Here is a 22127-nt window from a genome sequence, read left to right as displayed (position 1 = left end):
CCGCTCCCAGATGCTCGACTGGAACCCCGCGCTCTACCGCCGCTACGAAGACGAGCGCACGCGGCCGGCGCAGGAATTGCTGGCGCGCGTCCCGCTGGCACGGGCAGCGCAGGTGGTCGACCTCGGCTGCGGGCCGGGCAACTCCACCGAGCTGCTGGTGCAGCGCTTCAACGGTGCCACGGTCGTCGGCACCGACAATTCCGAGGCCATGCTGGCGAGCGCGCGCGAGCGCCTGCCGCAGGCGCGCTTCGAACTCAGCGACATCGCGACCTGGCGGCCCGAGTCGCCGCCCGATCTGATCTACGCCAACGCCGCGCTGCAATGGGTGCCCGGCCACGAGACGCTGATCCCGCGCCTCTTCGCCGCGCTGGCGCCGGGCGGTGTGCTCGCGATCCAGATGCCCGACAACCGCCAGGAGCCGACGCATCGCCTGATGCGCGAGCTCGCGGCCGAGGCGCCGTGGGCGCAGGCGATCGGCGATGCCGACAAGCTGCGCACCCTCTTGCTGTCGATCGAGGACTACTACGACCTGCTCGCGAGCGATGCCGCGAAGGTCGATGTCTGGCGCACCGCCTACCAGCATCCGATGGCGTCCGCGGCCGCCATCGTCGAATGGGTGCGTGGCACCGGCCTCAGGCCCTTCGTCGACCGGCTGCCGCCGGATCTGCAGGCCAGCTACCTCGCCGAATACGAACGCCGCGTTGCCGAGGCCTATCCGCCGCGCACCGACGGCCGCCTGCTGCTGGCCTTTCCGCGCATGTTCATCGTGGCGCAGCGCAAATCATGAGTGTTGCCGTTCACCCGCGCGATGCGCTGCTCGGCGCGCAGGCCGGCGCGGTCGTGCTGCCCGTGTGCGACCACTACAGCGGTGTCGAGGCGCGCATGCGCAAGAGCCTGGCGCTGCAGGCCGAGATGGCCGCCGAGTTCGGCGCCTGCGTGTTCGACGTCACGCTCGATTGCGAGGATGGCGCGCCGATCGGCTTCGAGGCCGAACATGCGGCGCTGATCGGCGAGCTCGCGCGCTCCGCGGCGCCCGGCATGCGCGTGGGTGCACGCGTGCATCCGGTCGACCATCCGGCCTTTGCGGGCGACGTGGTCACCATCGCCGGTGGCGCCGGCCATCGCCTGAGCCACCTGATGGTGCCCAAGGTCGAATCGATCGACGACGTGCGCGTGGCCGTGGAGGCACTCGATGCCGCCGGCGCCGAGGCATTGCCGCTGCACGTGCTGATCGAATCCCCGCTGGCCGTGCACCACGCCTTCGCAATTGCCGCCCATCCGCGCGTGCAGTCGCTCAGCTTCGGGCTGATGGATTTCGTGTCCTCCCACGGCGGTGCGATACCCGCCGAGGGCATGGGTGCCGCCGGGCAGTTCACCCATCCGCTGGTGGTGCGCGCCAAGCTCGACATCGCCTCGGCCGCGCACGCGCACGGCAAGGTGCCTTCGCACTGCGTCGTGACCGAGTTCAACGACGTCGGCGCCATGCGCGCCGCCGCGAAGAAAGCAGCCGGCGAATTCGGCTACATGCGCATGTGGAGCATCCATCCGAATCAGATCCGTCCGATCCTCGAGGCCTTCGCGCCCGATGACCGGCAGATTCAAATCGCTACAAAAATCATTGCCTCGGCCGCCCGTGCGGCGTGGGCGCCGGTCAGTATCGATGGCACATTGCATGACCGCGCGAGCTACCGTCATTTCTGGCAGGTGCTCGAGCGGGCCCATGCCACGGGCCGCGCGCTGCCTTCCGAAACACGGGACTGGTTTGCGCCGGCTTCCTCCTGAAAACCAACCCCCGAAAGAACAGAACCCATGAAGACCATCGTGCTGATCGCTGCCGCAGCCCTCGCGCTGCCGATGGCGGCAATGGCCCAGACCACGGGCCACGCCGCCGCGCCCGCCGCTGCCGCCTCGTCGGCAAAGCCGCCGCTCAAGCAGCGCGCCAAGACCAAGGCCAAGGCCGTGGCGCAAAAGGTCGTGCCCAAGCGCGTCCTCAAGAAAGTCGAAGAAGCCCAGCCCATCAGCGACGACACCAACGTCACGCTGTCGCCCGAGGATCTGGCCGTGGCGCAGCGCGTGCTCACCGGTTCGGTCAAGTGCGAGCTCGGTGCCAGCGTGAATGTCGAGGCGGATGACAAGAAGCCCGGCTTCTTCAACCTCACGCTCGGCGGCCAGCGCTTCCGCATGCACCCGGTCGAAAGCCGCACCGGCGCGATCCGCCTCGAGGATCCGCGGGCCGGCGCCATGTGGCTGCAGCTCGGCAACAAGTCGATGCTGATGAGCCAGAAGCAGGGCATCCGCCTCGCCGATGACTGCCAGGCCGCCAAGCAGATCGAAGTCGAGGAAGAGATGAAGAAGAACCCGCCCAAGAGCCTGTTCGATGGCGCCGACGCGCCGCCCGCAGGCAAGAAGTAAGAAAAGTCGTCAAGGCGCGGCTGCGTCCTCCACGCCGCAGCCGCCCGCCCTTTGTTCCGGAGAAAAGAAGATGTTGCAAGCCTACGTTGACCATGTCGCCGAGCGCGCCGCGCTTGGCATTCCGCCCCTGCCGCTGACGGCCAAGCAGACCGCCGAGGTCATCGAGCTCATGAAGAGTGCGACGGGCAAGGACGGCGAGTTCCTGCTCGAGTTGCTCACGTACCGCGTGCCGGCCGGCGTCGACGATGCGGCCAAGGTCAAGGCGAGCTACCTGGCGGCGGTCGCGCACGGCACTGAGAAGAACCTGCTGCTCAGCCGTGCCCGCGCGACCGAACTGCTGGGCACCATGCTGGGCGGCTACAACATCGGCCCGATGATCGACCTCCTGGACGACGCCGAAGTCGGTGCCGTCGCGGCCGAAGGCCTGAAGAAGACCCTGCTGATGTTCGACCAGTTCCACGACGTCAAGGAAAAGGCCGACAAGGGCAACGTCCATGCCAAGGCCGTGCTGCAGAGCTGGGCCGATGCCGAATGGTTCACCAGCCGGCCCGAAGTGCCGCAGAGCCTCACCATCACCGTCTTCAAGGTCAGCGGCGAAACCAACACCGACGATCTCTCGCCCGCGCCCGACGCCACCACGCGTCCCGACATCCCGATGCATGCGCTGGCCATGCTCAAGAACGCGCGCCCCGGCATCACGCCCGAAGAGGACGGCAAGCGCGGCCCGATCAAGTTCATCGAGTCGCTGAAGGAAAAGGGCCATCTCGTCGCCTACGTCGGCGATGTCGTCGGCACCGGCTCGTCGCGCAAGAGCGCCACCAATTCGGTCCTCTGGTTCACCGGCGAGGACATTCCCTTCATCCCCAACAAGCGCTTCGGCGGCGTGTGCCTCGGCACCAAGATCGCGCCGATCTTCTACAACACGATGGAAGACGCGGGCGCGCTGCCGATCGAACTCGACGCGAGCCAGATGAACATGGGCGACGTGGTCGAGCTGCGTCCCTATGAGGGCAAGGCGCTGAAGGACGGCAAGGTCATCGCCGAGTTCAAGGTCAAGAGCGAGGTGCTGTTCGACGAAGTGCGCGCCGGCGGCCGCATTCCGCTGATCATCGGCCGCGGCCTCACGGCCAAGGCGCGCGAGGCGCTGGGCCTGCCGGCCTCGACGCTGTTCCGTCTGCCGGTGAGCCCGGTCGACACCCGCAAGGGTTACTCGCTGGCGCAGAAGATGGTCGGCCGCGCCTGCGGCCTGCCCGAAGGCCAGGGCGTGCGCCCCGGCACGTACTGCGAACCGCGCATGACCTCGGTCGGCAGCCAGGACACCACCGGCCCGATGACGCGCGACGAACTCAAGGACCTTGCCTGCCTCGGCTTCAGCGCCGACCTGGTGATGCAATCCTTCTGCCACACGGCGGCCTATCCGAAGAAGGTCGACGTCAAGATGCACCACGAGCTGCCGGACTTCATGGCCAACCGCGGCGGCGTCTCGCTGCGCCCGGGCGACGGCGTGATCCACAGCTGGCTCAACCGCCTGCTCACGCCCGACACCGTCGGCACCGGCGGCGACAGCCACACGCGCTTCCCGATCGGCATCAGCTTCCCCGCGGGCTCCGGCCTCGTCGCCTTCGCTGCCGCGACCGGCGTGATGCCGCTCGACATGCCCGAATCCGTGCTGGTGCGCTTCAAGGGCAAGATGCAGCCCGGCGTCACGCTGCGCGACCTGGTGAACGCGATCCCGCTCTATGCGATCAAGTCCGGCCTGCTGACGGTCGAGAAGAAGGGCAAGAAGAATGTCTTCTCGGGCCGCATCCTCGAGATCGAGGGGCTGCCGGACCTCAAGGTCGAACAGGCCTTCGAGCTCAGCGACGCCTCGGCCGAACGCTCGGCCGCGGGCTGCACGGTGCACCTCAACAAGGAACCGATCGTCGAGTACATCCACAGCAACATCACGCTGATGAAGTGGATGATCGCCGAGGGTTATGCCGACGCGCGCACGCTGGCGCGCCGCATCGCGGCCCAGGAAGCCTGGCTCAAGGATCCGCAGCTGCTCAAGGCCGATGCCGACGCCGACTACGCCGCCGTGATCGAGATCGACCTGGCCGACATCCACGAGCCCATCGTGGCGTGCCCGAACGACCCCGACGACGTGAAGACGCTGAGCGAGGTCGCCGGTGCCACCATCGACGAAGTCTTCATCGGCTCGTGCATGACCAACATCGGCCACTTCCGCGCAGCGTCCAAGCTGCTCGAAGGCAGGCGCGACATCCCGGTCAAGCTGTGGATCGCACCGCCGACCAAGATGGATGCGGCGCAGCTCACCGAGGAAGGCCACTACGGCGTGTTCGGCAATGCCGGTGCGCGCACCGAGATGCCGGGCTGCTCGCTGTGCATGGGCAACCAGGCGCAGGTGCGCGAGGGCGCGACGGTGATGTCGACCAGCACGCGCAATTTCCCCAACCGCCTGGGCAAGGGCGCCAACGTGTACCTCGGCAGTGCCGAGCTGGCCGCGATCTGCTCGCGACTCGGGCGGATTCCGACCAGGGAAGAGTACATGGCGAGCGTCGGCGTGCTTGATGCTTCCAGCGCGCAGATCTACCAGTACCTCAACTTCGACAAGATCGACGAGTACAAGGACGTGGCCGACGGCGTCGCCGCCTGATCGCTTCGGCCGCCGGATGGAGAAGCCCCGCACCTGCGGGGCTTTTTCGTTGGGCCGTCTCCGACAGGCATGGAGGTCTTCGGCCGGCCGCCATGCGGGTGCCAAGGCCGACAATCGGCCTGGATCCGCGGCGCTGGACCGTGGTCACGGAGGCATTTCGCATGAGCTTCGCATCCATGATCGGCCGATGGGCCATGCAGCCTTTCTCCCGCGCGCTGCCGCCGCTCGGCGACACTGAACGTGCCGCGCTGGAGGCGGGTACGGTCGGCTTCGAGGGCCAGCTGTTCGCGGGACGGCCGGACTTCAGCGCGCTCGGCACCGTCGGTCCGAACCGTCTGAGCGCCCGCGAGCAGGCCTTTCTCGACCGCGAGGTGCGCACGCTGTGCGGCATGCTCGACGACCATGCGATCGATCAGGCGCACGATCTGCCGCCCGAGGTCTGGCGCTATCTGCGCGAGAACCGCTTCTTCGGGATGATCATTCCCGAATCCTTCGGCGGCCTCGGCTTCGGCCACTTCGCGCATGCGACGGTGGTGGCCCGCATCGCGACCGTCAACGTGGCCACCGCCGTCACGGTGATGGTGCCCAATTCGCTGGGGCCGGCCGAGCTCCTGCTGCGCTACGGCACCGACGCGCAGAAGCAGCACTACCTGCCGCGCCTGGCCGACGGGCGCGAGCTGCCGTGCTTCGGGCTGACCTCGCCCTATGCGGGTTCCGATGCGGCATCGATCCCCGACCGCGGCGTGGTGGTCGAGCGCGAATTCGAGGGGCGGCGCACGCGCGGCTTCCTGGTCGACTTCGACAAGCGCTACATCACGCTCGCGCCGGTCGCCACGGTGGTCGGGCTGGCCTTCCATGCGTATGACGACAGCCGGCCCGAAGGCGAGCGCGAACTCGGCATCACCTGTGCGCTGATCCCCGTGCCGCACGAGGGCATGGGGATCGGACGCCGGCATCGCCCGATGGACAGCGCCTTCATGAACGGACCGATCCATGGCCGCCAGGTGTTCGTGCCGATGGATTGGGTGATCGGCGGCGAGGCGCAGGTGGGCCAGGGCTGGCGCATGCTGATGGAATGCCTGGCCGCCGGCCGTGCCATCTCGCTGCCGGCGCTCGGCTCGGCGATGCAGCAGACCGCGCTCTATGTCAGCAACGGCTACGCGCAGATCCGCGAGCAGTTCGGTCTGCCGATCGGCAAGTTCCATGCGATCGCGGGTCTGCTGGCGCAGATGTCGGCCGAGCTCTATGCGAGCGACGCGGCGCGCCGCTTCACCGCCGCGGCGCTCGATGCCGGCGAGCGGCCCAGCGTGGCGAGCGCGATCCTCAAGGTGCAGCTGACCGAGGCCGGACGGCGCGCGGTCAACCACGGCATGGACATCCTCGGCGGCAAGGGCATCATCGCCGGGCCGTCCAACCTGCTCGGCATCGCCTACCGGCAGGCGCCGATCGCGATCACGGTGGAGGGCGCGAACATCCTTACGCGCGCGCTGATCGTGTTCGGCCAGGGGGCGGTGCGCTGCCATCCGCACGTGCTCGACGAGATGGCTGCAGTGCAGGCGCATGACGAGGCGGCGCTGGGCCGCGCGTTGATCGCGCATGGCGGCCATGTGATGCGCAATCTGTGGCACAGCCTGTTCGGCGCGCCACTGGTGGGCGAGGCGCCCGAGGTGCTCGCGCGCGAAGCGCGGCTCATCGCGCGCATGAGCGCCAAGTACGCGCTGACCGCCGATCTCGCGATGGGCCTGCTGGGCGGCAAGCTCAAGCGCATGGAACTGCTGTCGGCGCGGCTGGGCGACGTGCTCGCGCACCTGTACCTCGCGAGCGCATGCGTGTGGCGCTATCAGGTCGATGCGGTGCCCGCGCTGCTGCCGTTCGCGCAGGCCGCGATCCGGCTGCAGATCGACGCGGCCGGCCGGATCCTGCGCGAGCTCTACGCCAACCTGCCGACCGGCGGCCGGCGCGTGATCGGCGCGCTGGTGCTGCGGCGCATCGCGCACCTCGCGCCGCTGCGCGACGTGCAACTGCTGGCGCTGGCCGAACTGCTGCGCACGCAGCCGGACATCGTCGCGCGGCTGTGTCCCGACCTGAGCGAGCCTGCGGCCGGCGGCTTGCGCGATCTGATGCACGCGCTCGAACTCGGCGCTCGCCTGGGCAACGAGACCGCCGCGCTCAACAAGGTGCTGCGGCGCACGAATTCGCTGGATGAAGCGGCGCGCTCCGCGGCCGACCCGGCATTGGCGCTGGCCTATCTGCAGGCGGCCGACAAGGTGATCCAGGTGGACGATTTCGCGCAGGTAGGGCTGGTCGCCGGGCTCAGTCGCGCGGCTGGGATGCCAGCGCCGTCAATGCAGCCGCCGTCTGCGCATCCGCCGGAAAGAACGACTCCACGGCCAGTTCCTGCAGCGTGACGTCCACCGGCGTGCCGAAGATCGTGGTGGTGCTGATGAAGCTCAGCACGCCGTTCGGCGTCACCAGCTGGAAGGGCACCACCACGCCCGCGAGTTCGCCGCCGGCGGCCGGCGTGTCGTGGCTCACGCTGGGCGCCGGATAGGCGGCCAGCTCGTCGTGCAGCGCGACCAGGACGGCGTCGCCGGTGGCGGCAATCTGCTGCTGCAGACGTTCGAGCAGGTGCGCGCGCCATTGCGTGAGGTTCGCGGTCCTCGGCGCGAGGCCATCGGGATGCAGGCTGAGCCGCAGCACGTTGATCGGCGGCGTGACCAGCTCGGCGGCGGCTCCCGCCATCAGCAGCGGCACCAGCGCGTTGTGCGCCACCAGGTTCCAGTGGCGATCGACCGCCAGCGCCGGGAAGGGCTCGTGGCCCTTGAGCACGAGGTCGACCGCGCGGCGGGCCGACGCGAGGGCCGGGTCGTCGAGCGAGCGCTGCCGGTACATCGGTGCATAGCCGGCCGCCACCAGCAGCGCGTTGCGCTCGCGCAGCGGTACCTCGAGCCGCTCCGCGAGCCGCAGCACCATCTCGCGGCTGGGCTCGGCGCGGCCGGTCTCGACATAGCTCAGATGGCGCGTCGACACCTGCGCTTCGTTCGCGAGGTCGAGCTGGCTCAGGCGGCGGTGCTGGCGCCAGTGGCGCAGATGGGTGCCGAAGGAATCGGCGGCCGTGGGTTGCAGGGTGTGCGAAGTCATGACTGCGATCGTAGTGAAGGGCATGCGCAGCGGCCATGACCTCTCGCGTCATCGACCTCGGGCCGAGCGGACCGGATGAGGAGGCCGACACCGCCGGAAGGGCTGCAACGCGCCACCGGGCCGCTGTCATCGAACCCTGCTATCTTCGAGGTGCTTCCACGATTCACAGGAGTTGCTTCATGGCCAAAGAACCGGCACACGCCTTCGCTTCTACGCTCAAGACCTTCAAGACTGCATCGGGGAAGTCCGGCAAATACTGGTCGCTCAAGGAACTCGCCAAGCGCTATCCCAACGTCGACAAGCTGCCGGTCTCGATCCGCATCGTGCTCGAATCGGTGCTGCGCAACTGCGACGGCCAGAAGGTCACGGCCGAGCACGTCGAGCAGCTCGCCAACTGGGCGCCGAACGCCGAACGCACCGAGGAGATTCCCTTCGTCGTGACGCGCGTGGTGCTGCAGGATTTCACCGGCGTGCCGCTGCTCGCGGACTTGGCCGCCATGCGCAGCGTGGCCGACAAGCTCGGCAAGTCGCCCAAGACCATCGAGCCGCTGGTCCCCGTCGACCTGGTGGTCGACCACTCGGTGATGGTGGACTACTACGGCACGCCCAAGGCGCTCGATCTCAACATGAAGCTTGAGTTCCAGCGCAACAACGAGCGCTACCAGTTCATGAAGTGGGGCATGCAGGCCTTCGACACCTTTCGCGTCGTGCCGCCGGGCTTCGGCATCGTGCACCAGGTCAATCTGGAGTACTTCGCGCGCGGCGTCTACAAGAACCCGAACGACCAGGGCGACCCGCCCGTCTACTACCCCGACTCGCTGGTGGGCACCGACAGCCACACCACGATGGTCAACGGCATCGGCGTGGTGGGCTGGGGCGTGGGCGGCATCGAGGCCGAGGCCGCGATGCTCGGGCAGCCGGTCTACATGCTCACGCCCGACGTGGTGGGTTTCGAGCTCAGCGGCCAGCTGCGCGAAGGCGTGACGGCGACCGATCTGGTGCTGTACGTCACGGCAATCCTGCGCGGCGAGAAGGTGGTGGGCAAGTTCGTCGAGTTCTTCGGTCCCGGCGCCGCGACGATCACGGTGCCCGACCGCGCGACCATCGGCAACATGGCGCCGGAGTACGGTGCCACGATGGGATTCTTCCCGGTCGACGAGATGACGGTGGCCTACTTCGAGGGCACCGGCCGCACCGCCAAGGAGATCGAGCGCTTCGAGGCCTACTACAAGGCGCAGGGCCTGTTCGGCATGCCCGCGCCCGGCGAGCTCCACTACACCAAGGTGGTCCGGCTCGACCTCGGCACCGTGTCACCCAGCCTGGCCGGCCCGAAGCGGCCGCAGGACCGCATCGACCTCGGCCATCTCGCGACCAAATTCTCCGAGCTCTACAGCAAGCCGAACGAGGCCAACGGCTTCAACCAGCCGGCCGAGAAGCTCAGGCTGCGCCATCCGCTGTCGCACCAGGGCGAAGCGGCGGAGCAGGAACCCCCGATGCCGAAGCCGGGCGCGCCCCTCGCCGAGGTCGAGATGTTCGCCAACCGGTCCACCAAGGCGGCTGCCCACGTGGGCGCCACGGCGCCGCCGCCGCCCAAGGGCGAGGTGACGATCGGCAACGGTGACGTGCTGATCGCGGCCATCACCTCGTGCACCAACACCTCGAACCCGAGCGTGATGCTGGCCGCCGGCCTGCTCGCCAAGAAGGCGGTGCAGGCGGGTCTCCGCGTCAAGCCGCATGTCAAGACTTCGCTCGCGCCGGGCTCGCGCATGGTGACCGAATACCTCGAGAAGGCCGGCCTGCTGCCCTACCTCGAGAGGCTCGGCTTCTACCTCGCGGGCTACGGCTGCACGACCTGCATCGGCAATTCGGGCGATCTCACGCCCGAGATCAACGAAGTCATCACCCAGAACAACCTCATCGGTGCCGCCGTGCTGTCGGGCAACCGCAACTTCGAGGCGCGCATCCATCCGAACATCAAGGCCAACTTCCTGGCCTCGCCGCCGCTGGTGGTGGCGTATGCGATCGCGGGCAGCGTGATGGTCGACCTGATGACCGAGCCGGTCGGCAAAGGCAAGCACGGCAAGGACGTCTACCTGGGCGACATCTGGCCCAGCATGCAGGAGATCGACGAGAACCTGCGCTATGCGACGAACGCCAAGGCCTTCCGCAAGAACTACGAGCAGATCAAGGACAACCCGGGCAAGCTGTGGAGCAGCATCAAGGGCACGTCGGGCCAGGTGTACGACTGGCCGAAGTCCACCTACATCGCCGAGCCGCCGTTCTTCGAGGGCTTCAAGATGCAGCCGCATGCCGCCGATGCGGGATTCACCGGCGCGCGGGTCATGGCGCTGTTCGGCGACTCGATCACCACCGACCACATTTCGCCGGCCGGCTCTATCAAGGAAGATTCACCGGCCGGTATCTGGCTCAAGGCGAACGGCGTGTCGAAGGCCGACTTCAACAGCTACGGCTCGCGCCGCGGCAACCATGACGTGATGGTGCGCGGCACCTTCGCCAACGTGCGCATCAAGAACCTGATGCTGCCGCCCGATGCCAATGGCACGCAGGAAGAGGGCGGCTACACGCGCTTGCAGCCCGGCAACGAGAAGATGTTCATCTACGACGCCGCCATGAAGTACATGGCCAAGGGCGTGCCGACCGTGGTGTTCGGCGGCGAGGAATACGGCACCGGTTCATCGCGCGACTGGGCTGCCAAGGGCACGCAGCTGCTCGGCATCAAGGCCGTCATCGCGCGCAGCTTCGAGCGCATCCACCGCGCCAACCTGGTCGGCATGGGCGTGCTGCCGCTGCAGTTCCGCGGCGCCGATTCCTGGCAGGCGCTGAACCTCACCGGCGACGAGGAAGTCGACGTGGTGATCGGCGGCGAACTCAAGCCGCAGATGGACGTCAAGCTGGTGATCCGGCGCGCCGACGGCACACACCAGGAGGTCACGGTGCGCCTGCGCATCGACACGCCGATCGAGGTCGACTACTACCAGCACGGCGGGATCCTGCCGTTCGTGCTGCGGCAGTTGCTGGCGGGCTGATCAGAATCCTGCCGGCCGTCCGGCGTCAGTTCTGAGTCTGGCCGAGCCGTTGCGCCAGCCGGTCCAGCATCGGCCGGATGTGCGCGCCGACACGGATCTGGGGATTCGAGAAGCCATCTTCCTTGCCGGCATCGATTTCACGCTGGCGGATCACGGGGACGGCCGCCGCGAAAGCCTGCTCGAAGGAGCGACTCTTGCGCAATTGCTCGTCGAAGACCGCGCGCCCGAAGAAGGTGAGTTCGGACAGCCGGCCGCAGCCGTAGGAGGTGTGCTCGGCATCGGCGGCGGTCATGACGAGACTGTCCTCGTTGGCGAGCGGCTCGATCCAGCCGCCCGAAAAGCAGGCCGAGATGGCAATCACCCGGTGCCGGATGCCCGCCGAATCGAGCGCTTGCTTGAGGGCCTCGGGCGTGAGCGGTACCACGGTGAGCGGCCAGTGCGCCGCGGCGAGCTGAAAGTCGCTGCCGCCGTGCGAGGTGAGGTAGACCACGAGGAGATCCTTGTCGGGGTCCATGCGCGCTGCGATCGCCTTCACCGCGCGTTGCAGGTTGAGCGGCGTGGCCCAGGGCAGTTCGTGCGTGGTGGTGGGATGGTTGATGAGCTTCAGCACATGGCCTTGCGCGTCGAAGCGGTCTTCGAGCAGGTGCGCGACCATGGTGCCTTCACGCAGGAAGACATCGTCGGTCGCGTAGGGCGCGAACACGAGGCCGTAGACGTTCGGCTCGCCGGGCCGCCGCGGCGTGATGGCCGCGACGCTGCGCTGCCAGATCGCCTGCTGCTCTTCGAACACTTCCTGCGTGAGCTGCAGCCTCGGACGCCGGGGCTCGGTCGATGCGCTGGTGTCGCGCAGCCAGATGCGTTCCTGATCCTCCTGCATGCCCTGCCAGATGCCGATCGCCAGGATCGCCAGGATGCCCGGGACAAACAGGAAGAGGCGCTGTCGAGTCGGCATGTAGCGCGCCGCCAGACGCACCGCCGCGACGAACCACCATCCGAGCAAGACGCCGTAGACGGCCCAGAAACCCGATACCGTGGTGAGCGGCTTCGGCAGCCAGCCGCGCATGTAGGCGAGTGACATTCCCGTCATCAGCAGATAGCAAGGCGCTCCAGCCCAGGTCGCCAGGACGAACCATCGGCCGAGAGGGGCGCCGTCTGCATCGGCGCCGGCCGATAAAGGGCGCCGATAGAGCGCGCCCCAGCCCACCCACACCATCAGCGCGCTGGCCCACAGCACGTTGAGTTCGGCGGCGGCGTTGAAGCGAGCCGGGCCGTCGACCTCGAAGCGCTGGACGCCGATGGCAAGCAGGTTGGGAAGCAGCACGAGCACGAGCAGTTGCCACGGCGTTGGCGCCGCCGTGACGCGGGGTGCGAGCAGCACGGCGGCGCGCAATCCCTCGGCGATCCAACGAAAGATGCTTGTCGGCGGTTGCGGCTCGCGAGATGAAGCGGATGGAAGTGGCGTCGGAGGGAACTCGGTGCGATCGTCCGTCATGCCGGGATGATGCCGCAGCGCAAAAGGTTACTTTCGCTGCAGTTGGCCAAACGCTCGTGTTTTCGAGAATAATTCTCATTTTGACGATTTGGACCCGCGGGTGACCACAATGACCGGCGTGGCTTCGGCCACCATCTCCCTTGACCAGCTTCCCAATCGCCAGTGGGCGACGGTGCTCGATGTGGTGCGCCCTCGCGAGCCGGACGAGCAGGAGCTGGTGTTGCGCCTGACCGAGATCGGCTTCGTGCCGGGCGAGGCCGTGTGCATCGTCGCCAGCGGCGTGCCGGGCCGCGAGCCGCTGGCCGTGCGCCTGGGTCACACGACCTTCGCCTTGCGTCGGCACGAGGCTGCGCTCATTCGCGTCACGCCGGGGGCGGTGAACCATGGTTGAGGCCACGCTGCGTTTCCAGCCGGGTGCTGCGGTATCGGCCGCGCCGCCGGATCGCATCGCGCTGCTCGGCAATCCCAACTGCGGCAAGACCGCGCTCTTCAATCTGCTGACCGGCAGCCGCCAGAAGGTGGCCAACTACGCCGGGGTCACGGTCGAGCGCAAGGAAGGGCATCTGCGCACGGCCGCCGGCCGGCGCGTCTTCGTGCTCGATCTGCCGGGTGCCTACAGCCTCAATGCGCTCTCGGCCGACGAGGCCGTCACGCGCGACGTGGTCACCGGCAAGAGCAAGGAAGCGCTGCCCGATCTGCTGGTGTGCGTGACCGACGCCACCAACCTGCGCCTCAACCTGCGGCTGGTGCTGGAAGCCAAGCGCCTCGGCCTGCCGATGGTGATGGCGCTCAACATGACCGACATGGCGAAGAAGCAGGGCATCGCGGTCGATGTCGCTGCGCTGTCGCGCGAGCTCGGCGTGCCGGTGATCGAGACCGTCGGCGTCCACACGGGCGGGGCGCAAGGGCTGCTGGAAGCGCTCGACACGCCCGTGGTCGCCGCAGCGCCGCGGTCCTGGCAGGCGCCGGGGCTGGATGACGTGCTCGCTACCCAGCGCGAGGTGCGTCGCATCCTCGGCCTGGCGGTGCGCGAGCCGGTCGGCAGCCTGGTCACCAGCGACCGCATCGACCGCGTGGTGATGCATCCCGTGTGGGGCATGGGGGTGCTCGGCGTCACGCTGTTCCTGATGTTCCAGGCCGTGTTCAGCTGGGCCAACGTGCCGATGGACGCGATCAAGGCCGGCACCGACGCGCTGGGCGCCTTCATCAGGGATGTGATGCCGCCGGGCATGCTGCAAAGCCTGCTGGTCGATGGCGTCATCGCGGGGGCCGGCAGCGTGATCGTGTTTCTGCCGCAGATCCTGATCCTGTTCCTCTTCATCCTCGCGCTGGAAGATTCGGGCTACCTGCCGCGCGCGGCCTTCCTGCTCGACCGCGTGATGGGCACGGTGGGCCTGTCGGGCCGCTCCTTCATTCCGCTGCTGTCGAGCTTTGCCTGCGCGATTCCCGGCGTGATGGCCACGCGCACCATCAGCAACTGGCGCGACCGGCTGACCACCATCATGATCGCGCCGCTCATGACCTGCTCGGCGCGGCTGCCGGTCTATGCGCTACTGATCGCGGCCTTCATCCCTGAACGCAGCGTCGGCGGTGTGTTCAATCTCCAGGGGCTGGTGCTGTTCGCGCTGTATCTGTTCGGCATCGTTTCTGCGATGGCCGTGGCCTGGGCGATGAAGCGCTTTCGCGACAACCAGCAGCATTCGCCGCTGATGATGGAGTTGCCGGCCTATCGCTGGCCCAGCGTGCGCAACCTCGCGCTCGGCCTTTACGAGCGCGCATGGATCTTCCTGCAGCGCGTGGGCACGATCATCCTCACGCTGACGATCCTGCTGTGGTTCCTGTCGACCTTTCCCTCGCCGCCCGAAGGCGCGACCGGGCCGGCGATCCAGTACAGCCTGGCCGGCATGATCGGCCGCGGGCTCGAATACATCTTTGCGCCGATCGGCTTCAACTGGCAGATCTCGATCGCGCTGGTGCCCGGCATGGCGGCGCGCGAAGTGGCGGTGGGCGCGCTCGGCACGGTGTATGCGCTCTCGGCCACCGGCGAGGACGTGGCCGGCCAGCTCGGGCCGCTGATCGCGGGCAGCTGGTCGCTGGCGACCGCGCTGTCGCTGCTGGTCTGGTACGTGTTCGCGCCGCAATGCGTCTCGACGTTGGCCGCCGTCAAGCGCGAGACCGGTTCGTGGCGCTATGTGTGGATCATGGCGGGCTATCTGTTCGCGCTGGCCTATATTGCATGCCTGATCACCTACCGGGTGGCGCTCGCATTCACTGGAGGATGAAATGACCCAAGAGATCGTCGTTGCGCTGATCGTCGCGCTCGCCGCGCTCTACGCCGTCTGGCGCTGGATGCCGGCGCCCTGGCGCCGCGCTGCGGCCGCCGGGCTTGCCGCGGGTTCGCAGCGCGCAGGGCTGGTGGACGCGCAGCGCGCCGAAGCGCTGGCGGCCTCGCTCGCCAAATCCTCGGGCTGCGGTGCGTGCGACAGCTGCGGTGCCTGCACGCCGAAAAGCGCTCCCTCCTCCGAGCCGGAATCCGGAACGCCCGCAACGCGCCTTCGCTGAACGCGGCATGGCGGCAGCGCATGTCCTGATCGCAGGCGGAGGCATCGCGGGCCTGGCGAGCGCGCTGGCGCTGGGGCGCCGCGGCCATCGCATCGAGCTGCTCGAACAGGCCCTGGTCTTCGGCGAGGCCGGTGCCGGCATCCAGCTCGGACCCAACGTCACGCGCCGTTTGCAGGCGCTGGGCGTCGGGCCGGCCCTGATGCGCATCGCGGCCCGGCCCGACGCACTGGTCGTGCGCAGCGCCCTCGACGGCGGCGAGATCGCCCGCCTGCCGCTCGGCAACGCGATGCTCCACAGCTACGGCGCGCCCTACCTCTGCGCGCACCGTGCGGACCTGCATGCCTTGATGCTGGCAGCCGTGCGTGCGAGCGGGGCCGTGACGCTCAACACCGGCGTCCGCGTGGCCGAGGTGGTGGCGCGCGGCGGTGCGGTCTGCGCGTCCAGCGCCGATGCGCGGGCCTGGGAAAGCGATGTGCTGATCGGCGCCGACGGTCTCTGGAGCGCGGTGCGATCCTGCGTCACGGACGCTGCGCCGCCGCGCACGACCGGTCACACGGCCTGGCGCGCGCTGGTCCGGCAGTCGGCGCTGCCCAGGACGCTGCGCAGCACGCAGGTCAGCGTCTGGCTCGGACCGCGCCTGCATGCGGTGGCCTATCCGGTGCGCCGCGGCGAGGCGCTCAATGTGGTGGTGCTGGCCGAGGCGGCGCCCGCCGGCGATGCGCGCGACTGGGACCAGTCCACCAGCCTCGCCGCCCTGCAGGCGGCGACCGGCCATACCGGCACTGCGCTGCAGGGCTTGCTCGAAGCGATGCCGTCATGGCGTGCCTGGACACTCAGCGATCGGCCGCCGCTCAGGGGTCCGCAGCAGATGGCCGGCGAGCGCGTGGCCTTGGCGGGCGATGCGGCGCATCCGATGCTGCCTTACCTGGCGCAAGGCGCCGGCATGGCGATCGAGGATGCGGTCGCGCTGGCGGATGCGCTGGGCGGCGGCCCGTCGGAAACGGTGCCGGCCGCGCTCGCGCGCTATGCCGACGCGCGCTGGCAGCGCAACGCGCAGGTGCAGGCACGTGCACGGCGCAACGGCGACATCTTCCATGCCACGGGCCTTCTGCGTGCGGGTCGCGACGCGGCGCTGCGCCTGCTCGGCGCCCGGCTGCTCGACGTGCCGTGGCTCTACGGCGGCTGACCGGACTCAGAGACTGAAGGTCTGAAGGTGGTCGATGCGGTGCGCGAGTTCGTCAGCGCCGAGGTAGTGGCTGACCTCGCCGGTGCGCACGTCGGCCAAGGCGCTTTCGAGTTCGGCGAGCAGGTCGTCCCTGACCGCGGCATAGGCGGCCGGCAGATCGTCGTGGGCTTGTGCGTAGGCCTCGGCGATCAGGCGTGCAGCCGCGGGTGCGCCGCAGGCCACGCACTCGGCGATGGCCGTCGCGCTGGGCTGGGCGCCATGCGCCAGCAACAGCGCCGCCAGGTCGGGCGACAGCGCGCTGTCGATCGCATCGAGCGCATCCGGCGCGACGGGCGCGCCGGCGTGCACCAGCGCCGCAGCGGCCGCGTGGGCGCCGTGGCTCACCGCCAAGTCGGTCGCGATCGCGCTGCCGAGCAGCGGACCGTCGAGCGCGACGTCGGCTGCGGCCAGCCGATCGATCAGCGCCGCGTCATCGGTGGCGATCGCGTGGCGCAGTGCGATGCGCGAGAGCGGCCCGTCTCGGCCCAGCGTGCCATCGGCCAGCGGCGTGCGCCAGTCGACCATCGCGCGGCGGTAGAACGCGATCAGCCGGTCCATGAGTTCGAGGGACAGTGCATGCGCCTCGTGCCGCTCGTCGAGGTACTCGAGCAGTGCCTGTCCGGTGAAATAGTCGCCGATCGCTTCGAGCGGATCCTCGTCGAGATGCAGCACCTCGAACGCCGCACACAGGTCGGCCGCGAGCGTGGTCATGCCGTCTTCGTGCATCGCATGCGCCCATGGCTGGGGCAGCCCCTGTTTCCACGCGAGGATGTGGCCATGGTCCGCGCCCGGCTCGACGACGGCGTAGATGCGGTCGCTGTCTTCGAAACCGCCGATGGGAAGGCTGACGAGCTTGCCGTCCCAGGCGCCCTCGCGCGGGGCTTGCGCGGCGCCTTCGAGCTCGTGCGCGATCCATCCGCGCAGCGTCTGCGCGGTGTCGCTGCCGTTCCAGAACAGTTCGGTCCAGCTCACCGCTTCCTCGCAGCCATTCATGCGCAGGTGAAGGTCGTAGTCGATGCGCCCGCCGGCGGTCTGCCGCCACAGCGCAAGGAGCTCGGGCGGCAGCGGGCCGGCGCAGACGGCCTGCACCGCGGCGATCTGGTCGGCCGGCATCGGCGGCCGGGCATCGAAGATCACGCGCTTGGCGAAGAGCACGATGCCGTGCTCGCGCAAGAGGCCCAGTTCGGCTTCGTTGAAGAAATCGGTGGTCATCGCGTCGTCTCCAGGTTGGTCATGCGTGCGCGCAATGGGGGTTCTAGAGATCCGTTCGCAACTTCCAGATCTCGGGAAACAGCACCACGTCGAGCATCTTGCGAAGATAGCTCACGCCGCCGGTCCCGCCGGTCCCGCGCTTGAAGCCGATCACCCGCTCCACGGTGGTCACGTGGCGGAAGCGCCAGAGGCGGAAAGCGTCTTCGAGGTCCGTTAGCTCCTCGCCGAGCTGATAGAGGTCCCAGTGGTTCTTCGGATCGCGATAGATCACCAGCCAGGCCTGTTCGACGCCATCGCTGAGTTCGTAGGGCTGCGTCCAGTCGCGCTCGACATGGTCGGCCGGCACATCGAGCCCGCGGCGCGCGAGCAGGCGCAATGCCTCGTCGTAGAGCGAGGGTGCGCGCCAGGCCTGCTCGACCTCGGCCAGCAGGTCGGGGCGATGCGCATGCGGCTTGAGCATGGCGGCGTTCTTGTTGCCGAGCGCGAATTCGATGCAGCGGTACTGCCAGCTCTGGAAGCCGCTGGAGCTGCCGAGGTAGGGCCGCATCGCGCTGTACTCGGGCGGTGTCATGGTGGCCAGCACGTCCCAGGCATGCACCAGCTGCTCCATGATGCGCGAGACGCGCGCCAGCATCTTGAAGGCGCTCGACAGGTCGTCGGTCGCCACGCAGCGGATCGCGGCGCGCAGCTCATGCAGCATCAGCTTCATCCAGAGTTCGCTGGTCTGGTGCTGGACGATGAAGAGCATCTCGTCGTGCGCGGGCGACTTCGGATGCTGGGCGTTGAGGATGGCGTCGAGGCTCAGGTAGTCGCTGTAGCTCATCGAGGCGCTGAAATCGAGCTGCGCCTTTTCGTCGTGGACGATCTTTTCGGTGCTCATGGGGCGCTTTCAGGTCACTGCCAGTTTCTGGTTGAACCCGGGGCGCTTCCATTCGTCGGTCTCGAGCACCTGCACGAGGTGTTCGACCGCGCGCCACACATCCTCGAAGCCGAGGTAGAGCGGCGTGAAGCCGAAGCGCAGGATGTCGGGCATCTGCGAATCGCCGGCGCGGAAGTCGCCGATCACGCCGCGTGCGATCAGCGCCTGCACGATCGCGTAGGCGCCGGGTCCGTTGCCGCTCATCGCGAGGCAGACCTGCGAGCCGCGCAGGTGGTGCTCGCGCGGCGTGACGAGCGTGAAGCGGCCGGGGCAGCGTGCTTCCACCAGCGCAATGAAGGCATCGGTCAGCGCCAGCGACTTGGTGCGCAGCGCGGCCATGCTGCCCCGCGCGCCATCGAAGGGCTCGGCCGCGAGCACAGTGTCGAGTCCGCACTCGAGCGCGGCCAGCGCGACGATCGGCTGCGTGCCGCACAGATAGCGTGCGACGCCCGACGCGGGCTGGTAGTGCGGTGTGAATTCGAAGGGTGCCGCGTGGCCCCACCAGCCCGACAGCGGCTGCTCGAAGCGGTCCGCATGGCGCGCGTGCACCCAGACGAAGGCTGGCGAGCCAGGCCCGCCGTTCAGGTACTTGTAGCCGCAGCCGATCGCGTAGTCGGCATCGCTGTCGTTGAGTGCCACCGGCACTGCGCCGGCGCTGTGCGCGAGGTCCCACACGGCGAGCACGCCGGCGGCATGCGCGGCCGCGGTGAGCGCCTTCATGTCGTGCATCGCGCCGGTGCGGTAGTTGACGTGCGTGAGCATCAGCACGGCCACTTCGTCGTTCAGCGCGGCGGGCAGTTCGCTGGCGTCGATCAGTTTCAGCGTGAAGCCGCGCTCGCGGCACAGCGACTCGGCGATGTAGAGATCGGTCGGGAAATTGCTGCGCTCGCTGAGCACGATGCGGCGGCCGCCCGCCTTCGCTTGCGACAGCGCGGCGAACAGCACCTTGTAGAGATTGACCGAGGTGCTGTCGGTGCACACGACCTCGCCGGGTGCGGCGCCAATCAGGCGCGCGACCTTGTCGCCGAGGCGCTGCGGCAGGTCAAACCAGTTCGCCGTGTTCCAGGATCGGATCAGGCCCTCGCCCCATTCCTTCGCGACCACTTCGGCGATGCGCGCCGGCGTGGCCCGGGGCAGCACGCCGAGGGAATTGCCGTCGAGGTAGATCACGCCGTCGGGCAGCAGGAACTGGCCGCGCAGGGCGGCGAGAGGGTCTTGCGCATCGAGGCGCCGGCAGTCGTCGAGGTTCATGGTCGATCGGATGGAAGTTCGCGCAGGATCGCACGCACGGGGGAAGCATCGGCGCTCACGAGCTTGAGCGGCAATGCGATGAGTTCGTAGTCGCCCTCGGCCACGTCGTCGAGCACGAGGTTCTCGAGCACGCGCAGGCCGAGGCGGCGGATGGCCTGGTGGCTGTCGAGCGTCTTGCTGTCGGCCGGGTCGATGCTTGCGGTGTCGATGCCGATCAGCGTTACGCCGAGTGCCGCGAGCCGTTCGATGGTGGCGGGCGCGAATGCGGCGAGGTCGCCATCCCAGCGCTCGACCGGCGCCTGCGCATAGGTGCGCACCAGCACGCGCGGCGGCAGGCGGTCGGTCGCATGCGCGAGGTGCGTCCATTCGACCAGTGGTCCGCATGCGATCGCATGGATCACGCGGCACGGGCCGAGGTAGGGTGCGAGTTCGACTTCGCCAATGGTGGCGCCTGCCGGGTCGTAATGCAGCGGCGCATCGGCATGCGCGCCGACATGCGGCGACAGCGTGATCTCGCTGACATTGACCGGGCAGCCGGGCGCGATCGTCGCGGCCCAGCGCTGCCGGTAGGGCGTGTCGCCGGGGAAGACCGGGGCGCCTTCATGCACCGGCGGCGAGATATCCCAGATGCGTTGGTTCATGATGCAAAGTTAGCGCTGCTTGGTGGGTTGTGGTGTCGGTTATTAGCAACGGCTTCCATCTTGGCTTTGTCGATAGAATCGTTTCATAAATCGATTCATACTGTCGAGATGCGTCAGAACTTTTCCCTTTGAGAAATGGAGAGGTATTGACGCAAGAAATTGTTTCACCATGCCGATCGACCCAGTCACCCTTCTTCGTGCGAAAGGCCCGCAGCCGGCCAACAGGCTCGCCGAGCTGATGCGGGCGAGCCGGCCGACGTTGAGCCGGGCTGCGCGGGCCGCGGAGGGCGCGCTCATCGTGCGGGGGCGAGCGCGTCGCACGAAGTACGCAGCCAGGCGCGCGCTGCGCGGGTCGCTGGAGTCGCTGCCGCTTTTTCGCATCGACCAGGAAGGGACGCCCGAGCAGATTGCGGCGCTGGACTTGGTCCACCCCGACGGCACGGCCCTCAGCTACAGCGGCGACTTCGGATGGCCGCTCGACGGGGAGATGCAGGATGGCTGGTTCGAAGGCTTGCCGTATCCGATGCAGGACATGCGGCCGCAGGGCTTCATGGGCCGCACGTTCGCGCGGCAACACGCTGCGGTACTCCAGGTCGGCGAGGATCCGACGGCCTGGTCGAACGACGATGTGTTGTACGCGCTGTCGATCCTGGGCGCGGACACCGCGGGCGATCTGCTGGTGGGCGCGCCGGCCTGCCGCTTGTGGCTCGACCAGGTGCAGCGCGTGAAATCCGGTGACTCACCTGCGGGGTTGCCGGATTCGAAGCTGGCCAGGGAGTATCCGAGGCTTGCTTCGCAGGCGCTGGAACCGGGGGTGGCCGGATCCTCGGCCGGCGGCGAGTTCCCGAAGTTCACGACCCTGCGGCAGCGAGCCGATGGCGCGCAGCAGCATGTGCTGGTCAAGTTCTCGGGGTCGGACGATTCGCCGGGCACGCAGCGCTGGTCGGACCTTCTGGTGTGTGAACACTTGGCCGGACGTGCGCTCGAGGAACACGCCGGCATCGCCACTGCACGCTCGCGTGTCTACGCACACGCGGGCCGAACATTTCTGGAAGTCGACCGCTTCGATCGCCATGGCACGCTGGGTCGTTCGGGCATGGTGTCGTGGTTCGCCCTGAACCATGCTTTCGTCGGCAGCGCTGGGCGCCCTTGGGCGCAGGCGGTCCAGCCTCTGGCGCAGAAGGGCTGGCTGGAGACGCAGGACCTTGGCCGCATCCTGCGCGTGTGGCTCTTCGGGCAACTCATCGGCAACACCGACATGCACGACGGCAACCTGTCGTTCGTGCCGTCCCGACAAGGGGACACCCATGTGCTGCAACTGGCGCTCATCTACGACATGTTGCCGATGGCCTATGCACCCGTGCCCGGGGTCGAACTGCCTCCTCGCAACTACGCGCCGCGCTTGCCGCTGCCCGCGGACGCAGTCGCCTGGCAAGATGCGGCGCGCGCCGCTGTTGCCTTCTGGGCACTTGCCGCGGCCGACCGGCGAATCAGCGCGGCGTTCCGGCGGATCTGCAGCGACAACGAAGCGCTTCTCGGCAAGTTGGCTGCGCGCTGAGCCTCGACTTC

Annotated in this window: 17 protein-coding genes; 11 read left to right on the top strand and 6 right to left on the bottom strand. The window is 68.3% G+C overall.

Annotation, left to right across the window (positions count from 1 at the left end; all coding sequences use genetic code 11):
* The first annotated feature begins 10 nt into the window (after positions 1-10).
* The 5 genes from tam (at position 11) to WDLP6_RS19740 (ending at position 7476) form a co-directional block, all read left to right on the top strand.
* Positions 11-787: a trans-aconitate 2-methyltransferase gene (gene tam, locus WDLP6_RS19760; RefSeq protein WP_162593723.1), complete on the top strand. Its 777-nt coding sequence runs from the start codon at positions 11-13 to the stop codon at positions 785-787.
* The gene (locus tag WDLP6_RS19755) at positions 784-1782 is read left to right on the top strand and encodes an HpcH/HpaI aldolase/citrate lyase family protein (protein WP_162568834.1); all 999 of its coding nucleotides are present in this window, start codon (positions 784-786) and stop codon (positions 1780-1782) included. The genes tam and WDLP6_RS19755 overlap by 4 nt, the downstream gene beginning before the upstream one ends.
* 27 nt (positions 1783-1809) lie before the next feature.
* Positions 1810-2412 carry a hypothetical protein gene (locus WDLP6_RS19750; protein ID WP_162593722.1) on the top strand — a complete coding sequence of 201 codons (603 nt, stop codon included), beginning with the start codon at positions 1810-1812 and terminating at the stop codon, positions 2410-2412.
* 70 nt (positions 2413-2482) lie between these two features.
* Positions 2483-5068, top strand: a complete 2586-nt coding sequence (locus WDLP6_RS19745; protein WP_162593721.1) for a bifunctional aconitate hydratase 2/2-methylisocitrate dehydratase — start codon at positions 2483-2485, stop codon at positions 5066-5068.
* 161 nt (positions 5069-5229) lie between these two features.
* Positions 5230-7476, top strand: a complete 2247-nt coding sequence (locus WDLP6_RS19740; protein ID WP_162593720.1) for an acyl-CoA dehydrogenase — start codon at positions 5230-5232, stop codon at positions 7474-7476.
* Here the strand turns inward: WDLP6_RS19740 and WDLP6_RS19735 are convergent.
* Positions 7382-8209 carry a helix-turn-helix domain-containing protein gene (locus tag WDLP6_RS19735; protein WP_162593719.1) on the bottom strand — a complete coding sequence of 276 codons (828 nt, stop codon included), beginning with the start codon at positions 8207-8209 and terminating at the stop codon, positions 7382-7384. The two genes, WDLP6_RS19740 and WDLP6_RS19735, sit on opposite strands and share 95 nt — an antisense overlap.
* Positions 8210-8388: 179 nt before the next feature.
* On the opposite strand from WDLP6_RS19735, the gene acnA reads away from it, so the two are divergent.
* Positions 8389-11256 (top strand): aconitate hydratase AcnA, encoded by a 2868-nt coding sequence (gene acnA, locus WDLP6_RS19730; protein WP_162593718.1) that lies wholly within the window; start codon positions 8389-8391, stop codon positions 11254-11256.
* 25 nt (positions 11257-11281) lie between these two features.
* On the opposite strand, the gene WDLP6_RS19725 is transcribed toward acnA, so the two are convergent.
* Positions 11282-12634: a C13 family peptidase gene (locus WDLP6_RS19725; RefSeq protein ID WP_232077140.1), complete on the bottom strand. Its 1353-nt coding sequence runs from the start codon at positions 12632-12634 to the stop codon at positions 11282-11284.
* Positions 12635-12857: 223 nt separating this feature from the next.
* On the opposite strand from WDLP6_RS19725, the gene WDLP6_RS19720 reads away from it, so the two are divergent.
* Genes WDLP6_RS19720 through WDLP6_RS19705 form a run of 4 tightly spaced genes read left to right on the top strand, consistent with a single transcriptional unit; the run spans position 12858 to position 16496 of the window.
* Positions 12858-13139, top strand: coding sequence for a FeoA family protein (locus WDLP6_RS19720; protein ID WP_162595168.1), 282 nt, complete (start codon positions 12858-12860; stop codon positions 13137-13139).
* Entirely contained in the window at positions 13132-15030 is a 1899-nt protein-coding gene (feoB, locus tag WDLP6_RS19715) for a ferrous iron transporter B (RefSeq protein WP_162593716.1), read from the top strand. The genes WDLP6_RS19720 and feoB overlap by 8 nt, the downstream gene beginning before the upstream one ends.
* A 1-nt stretch (position 15031) precedes the next feature.
* Positions 15032-15310: a DUF6587 family protein gene (locus tag WDLP6_RS19710; protein WP_162593715.1), complete on the top strand. Its 279-nt coding sequence runs from the start codon at positions 15032-15034 to the stop codon at positions 15308-15310.
* 7 nt (positions 15311-15317) lie between these two features.
* Positions 15318-16496 (top strand): FAD-dependent monooxygenase, encoded by a 1179-nt coding sequence (locus tag WDLP6_RS19705; RefSeq protein WP_162593714.1) that lies wholly within the window; start codon positions 15318-15320, stop codon positions 16494-16496.
* A 6-nt stretch (positions 16497-16502) separates the two neighbouring features.
* Here WDLP6_RS19705 and WDLP6_RS19700 read toward each other — a convergent pair whose 3' ends face one another.
* From WDLP6_RS19700 to kynB, 4 genes are read right to left on the bottom strand one after another with little or no spacing between them, the layout of a single operon-like run.
* On the bottom strand, positions 16503-17747 hold the full coding sequence (locus WDLP6_RS19700) for an SMI1/KNR4 family protein (protein WP_162593713.1): 1245 nt from the start codon (positions 17745-17747) through the stop codon (positions 16503-16505).
* A gap of 43 nt (positions 17748-17790) precedes the next feature.
* A complete protein-coding gene (gene kynA, locus WDLP6_RS19695; RefSeq protein ID WP_162593712.1) occupies positions 17791-18627 on the bottom strand; it encodes a tryptophan 2,3-dioxygenase in 837 nt (278 codons plus the stop codon).
* A 9-nt stretch (positions 18628-18636) separates the two neighbouring features.
* Positions 18637-19917 carry a kynureninase gene (kynU, locus tag WDLP6_RS19690; protein WP_162593711.1) on the bottom strand — a complete coding sequence of 427 codons (1281 nt, stop codon included), beginning with the start codon at positions 19915-19917 and terminating at the stop codon, positions 18637-18639.
* The gene (gene kynB / locus WDLP6_RS19685; RefSeq protein WP_162593710.1) at positions 19914-20558 is read right to left on the bottom strand and encodes an arylformamidase; all 645 of its coding nucleotides are present in this window, start codon (positions 20556-20558) and stop codon (positions 19914-19916) included. Before kynB ends, kynU begins: the two co-directional genes overlap by 4 nt.
* 169 nt (positions 20559-20727) lie before the next feature.
* Between kynB and yjjJ the strand changes: the two genes are divergently transcribed.
* Positions 20728-22116, top strand: coding sequence for a type II toxin-antitoxin system HipA family toxin YjjJ (gene yjjJ, locus WDLP6_RS19680; RefSeq protein ID WP_162593709.1), 1389 nt, complete (start codon positions 20728-20730; stop codon positions 22114-22116).
* Positions 22117-22127: the final 11 nt, after the last annotated feature.

Origin of the sequence: Variovorax sp. PBL-E5 (assembly GCF_901827185.1) — a bacterium.
In the GTDB taxonomy this organism is placed as follows: Bacteria; Pseudomonadota; Gammaproteobacteria; order Burkholderiales; family Burkholderiaceae_C; genus Variovorax.
Note: the sequence above shows the minus strand (reverse complement) of the source record. Positions and strands in the feature narration are given on the sequence as shown.

Coding starts and splice junctions, on each gene's coding strand:
- kynU (WP_162593711.1), bottom strand. CDS start 19,917: ATGAACCTCGACGACTGCCGGCGCCTCGATGCGCAAGACCCTCTCGCC.
- WDLP6_RS19705 (WP_162593714.1), top strand. CDS start 15,318: ATGGCGGCAGCGCATGTCCTGATCGCAGGCGGAGGCATCGCGGGCCTG.
- WDLP6_RS19735 (WP_162593719.1), bottom strand. CDS start 8,209: ATGACTTCGCACACCCTGCAACCCACGGCCGCCGATTCCTTCGGCACC.
- WDLP6_RS19740 (WP_162593720.1), top strand. CDS start 5,230: ATGAGCTTCGCATCCATGATCGGCCGATGGGCCATGCAGCCTTTCTCC.
- kynB (WP_162593710.1), bottom strand. CDS start 20,558: ATGAACCAACGCATCTGGGATATCTCGCCGCCGGTGCATGAAGGCGCC.
- WDLP6_RS19745 (WP_162593721.1), top strand. CDS start 2,483: ATGTTGCAAGCCTACGTTGACCATGTCGCCGAGCGCGCCGCGCTTGGC.
- acnA (WP_162593718.1), top strand. CDS start 8,389: ATGGCCAAAGAACCGGCACACGCCTTCGCTTCTACGCTCAAGACCTTC.
- tam (WP_162593723.1), top strand. CDS start 11: ATGCTCGACTGGAACCCCGCGCTCTACCGCCGCTACGAAGACGAGCGC.
- WDLP6_RS19755 (WP_162568834.1), top strand. CDS start 784: ATGAGTGTTGCCGTTCACCCGCGCGATGCGCTGCTCGGCGCGCAGGCC.
- WDLP6_RS19710 (WP_162593715.1), top strand. CDS start 15,032: ATGACCCAAGAGATCGTCGTTGCGCTGATCGTCGCGCTCGCCGCGCTC.
- yjjJ (WP_162593709.1), top strand. CDS start 20,728: ATGCCGATCGACCCAGTCACCCTTCTTCGTGCGAAAGGCCCGCAGCCG.
- feoB (WP_162593716.1), top strand. CDS start 13,132: ATGGTTGAGGCCACGCTGCGTTTCCAGCCGGGTGCTGCGGTATCGGCC.
- kynA (WP_162593712.1), bottom strand. CDS start 18,627: ATGAGCACCGAAAAGATCGTCCACGACGAAAAGGCGCAGCTCGATTTC.
- WDLP6_RS19720 (WP_162595168.1), top strand. CDS start 12,858: ATGACCGGCGTGGCTTCGGCCACCATCTCCCTTGACCAGCTTCCCAAT.
- WDLP6_RS19700 (WP_162593713.1), bottom strand. CDS start 17,747: ATGACCACCGATTTCTTCAACGAAGCCGAACTGGGCCTCTTGCGCGAG.
- WDLP6_RS19750 (WP_162593722.1), top strand. CDS start 1,810: ATGAAGACCATCGTGCTGATCGCTGCCGCAGCCCTCGCGCTGCCGATG.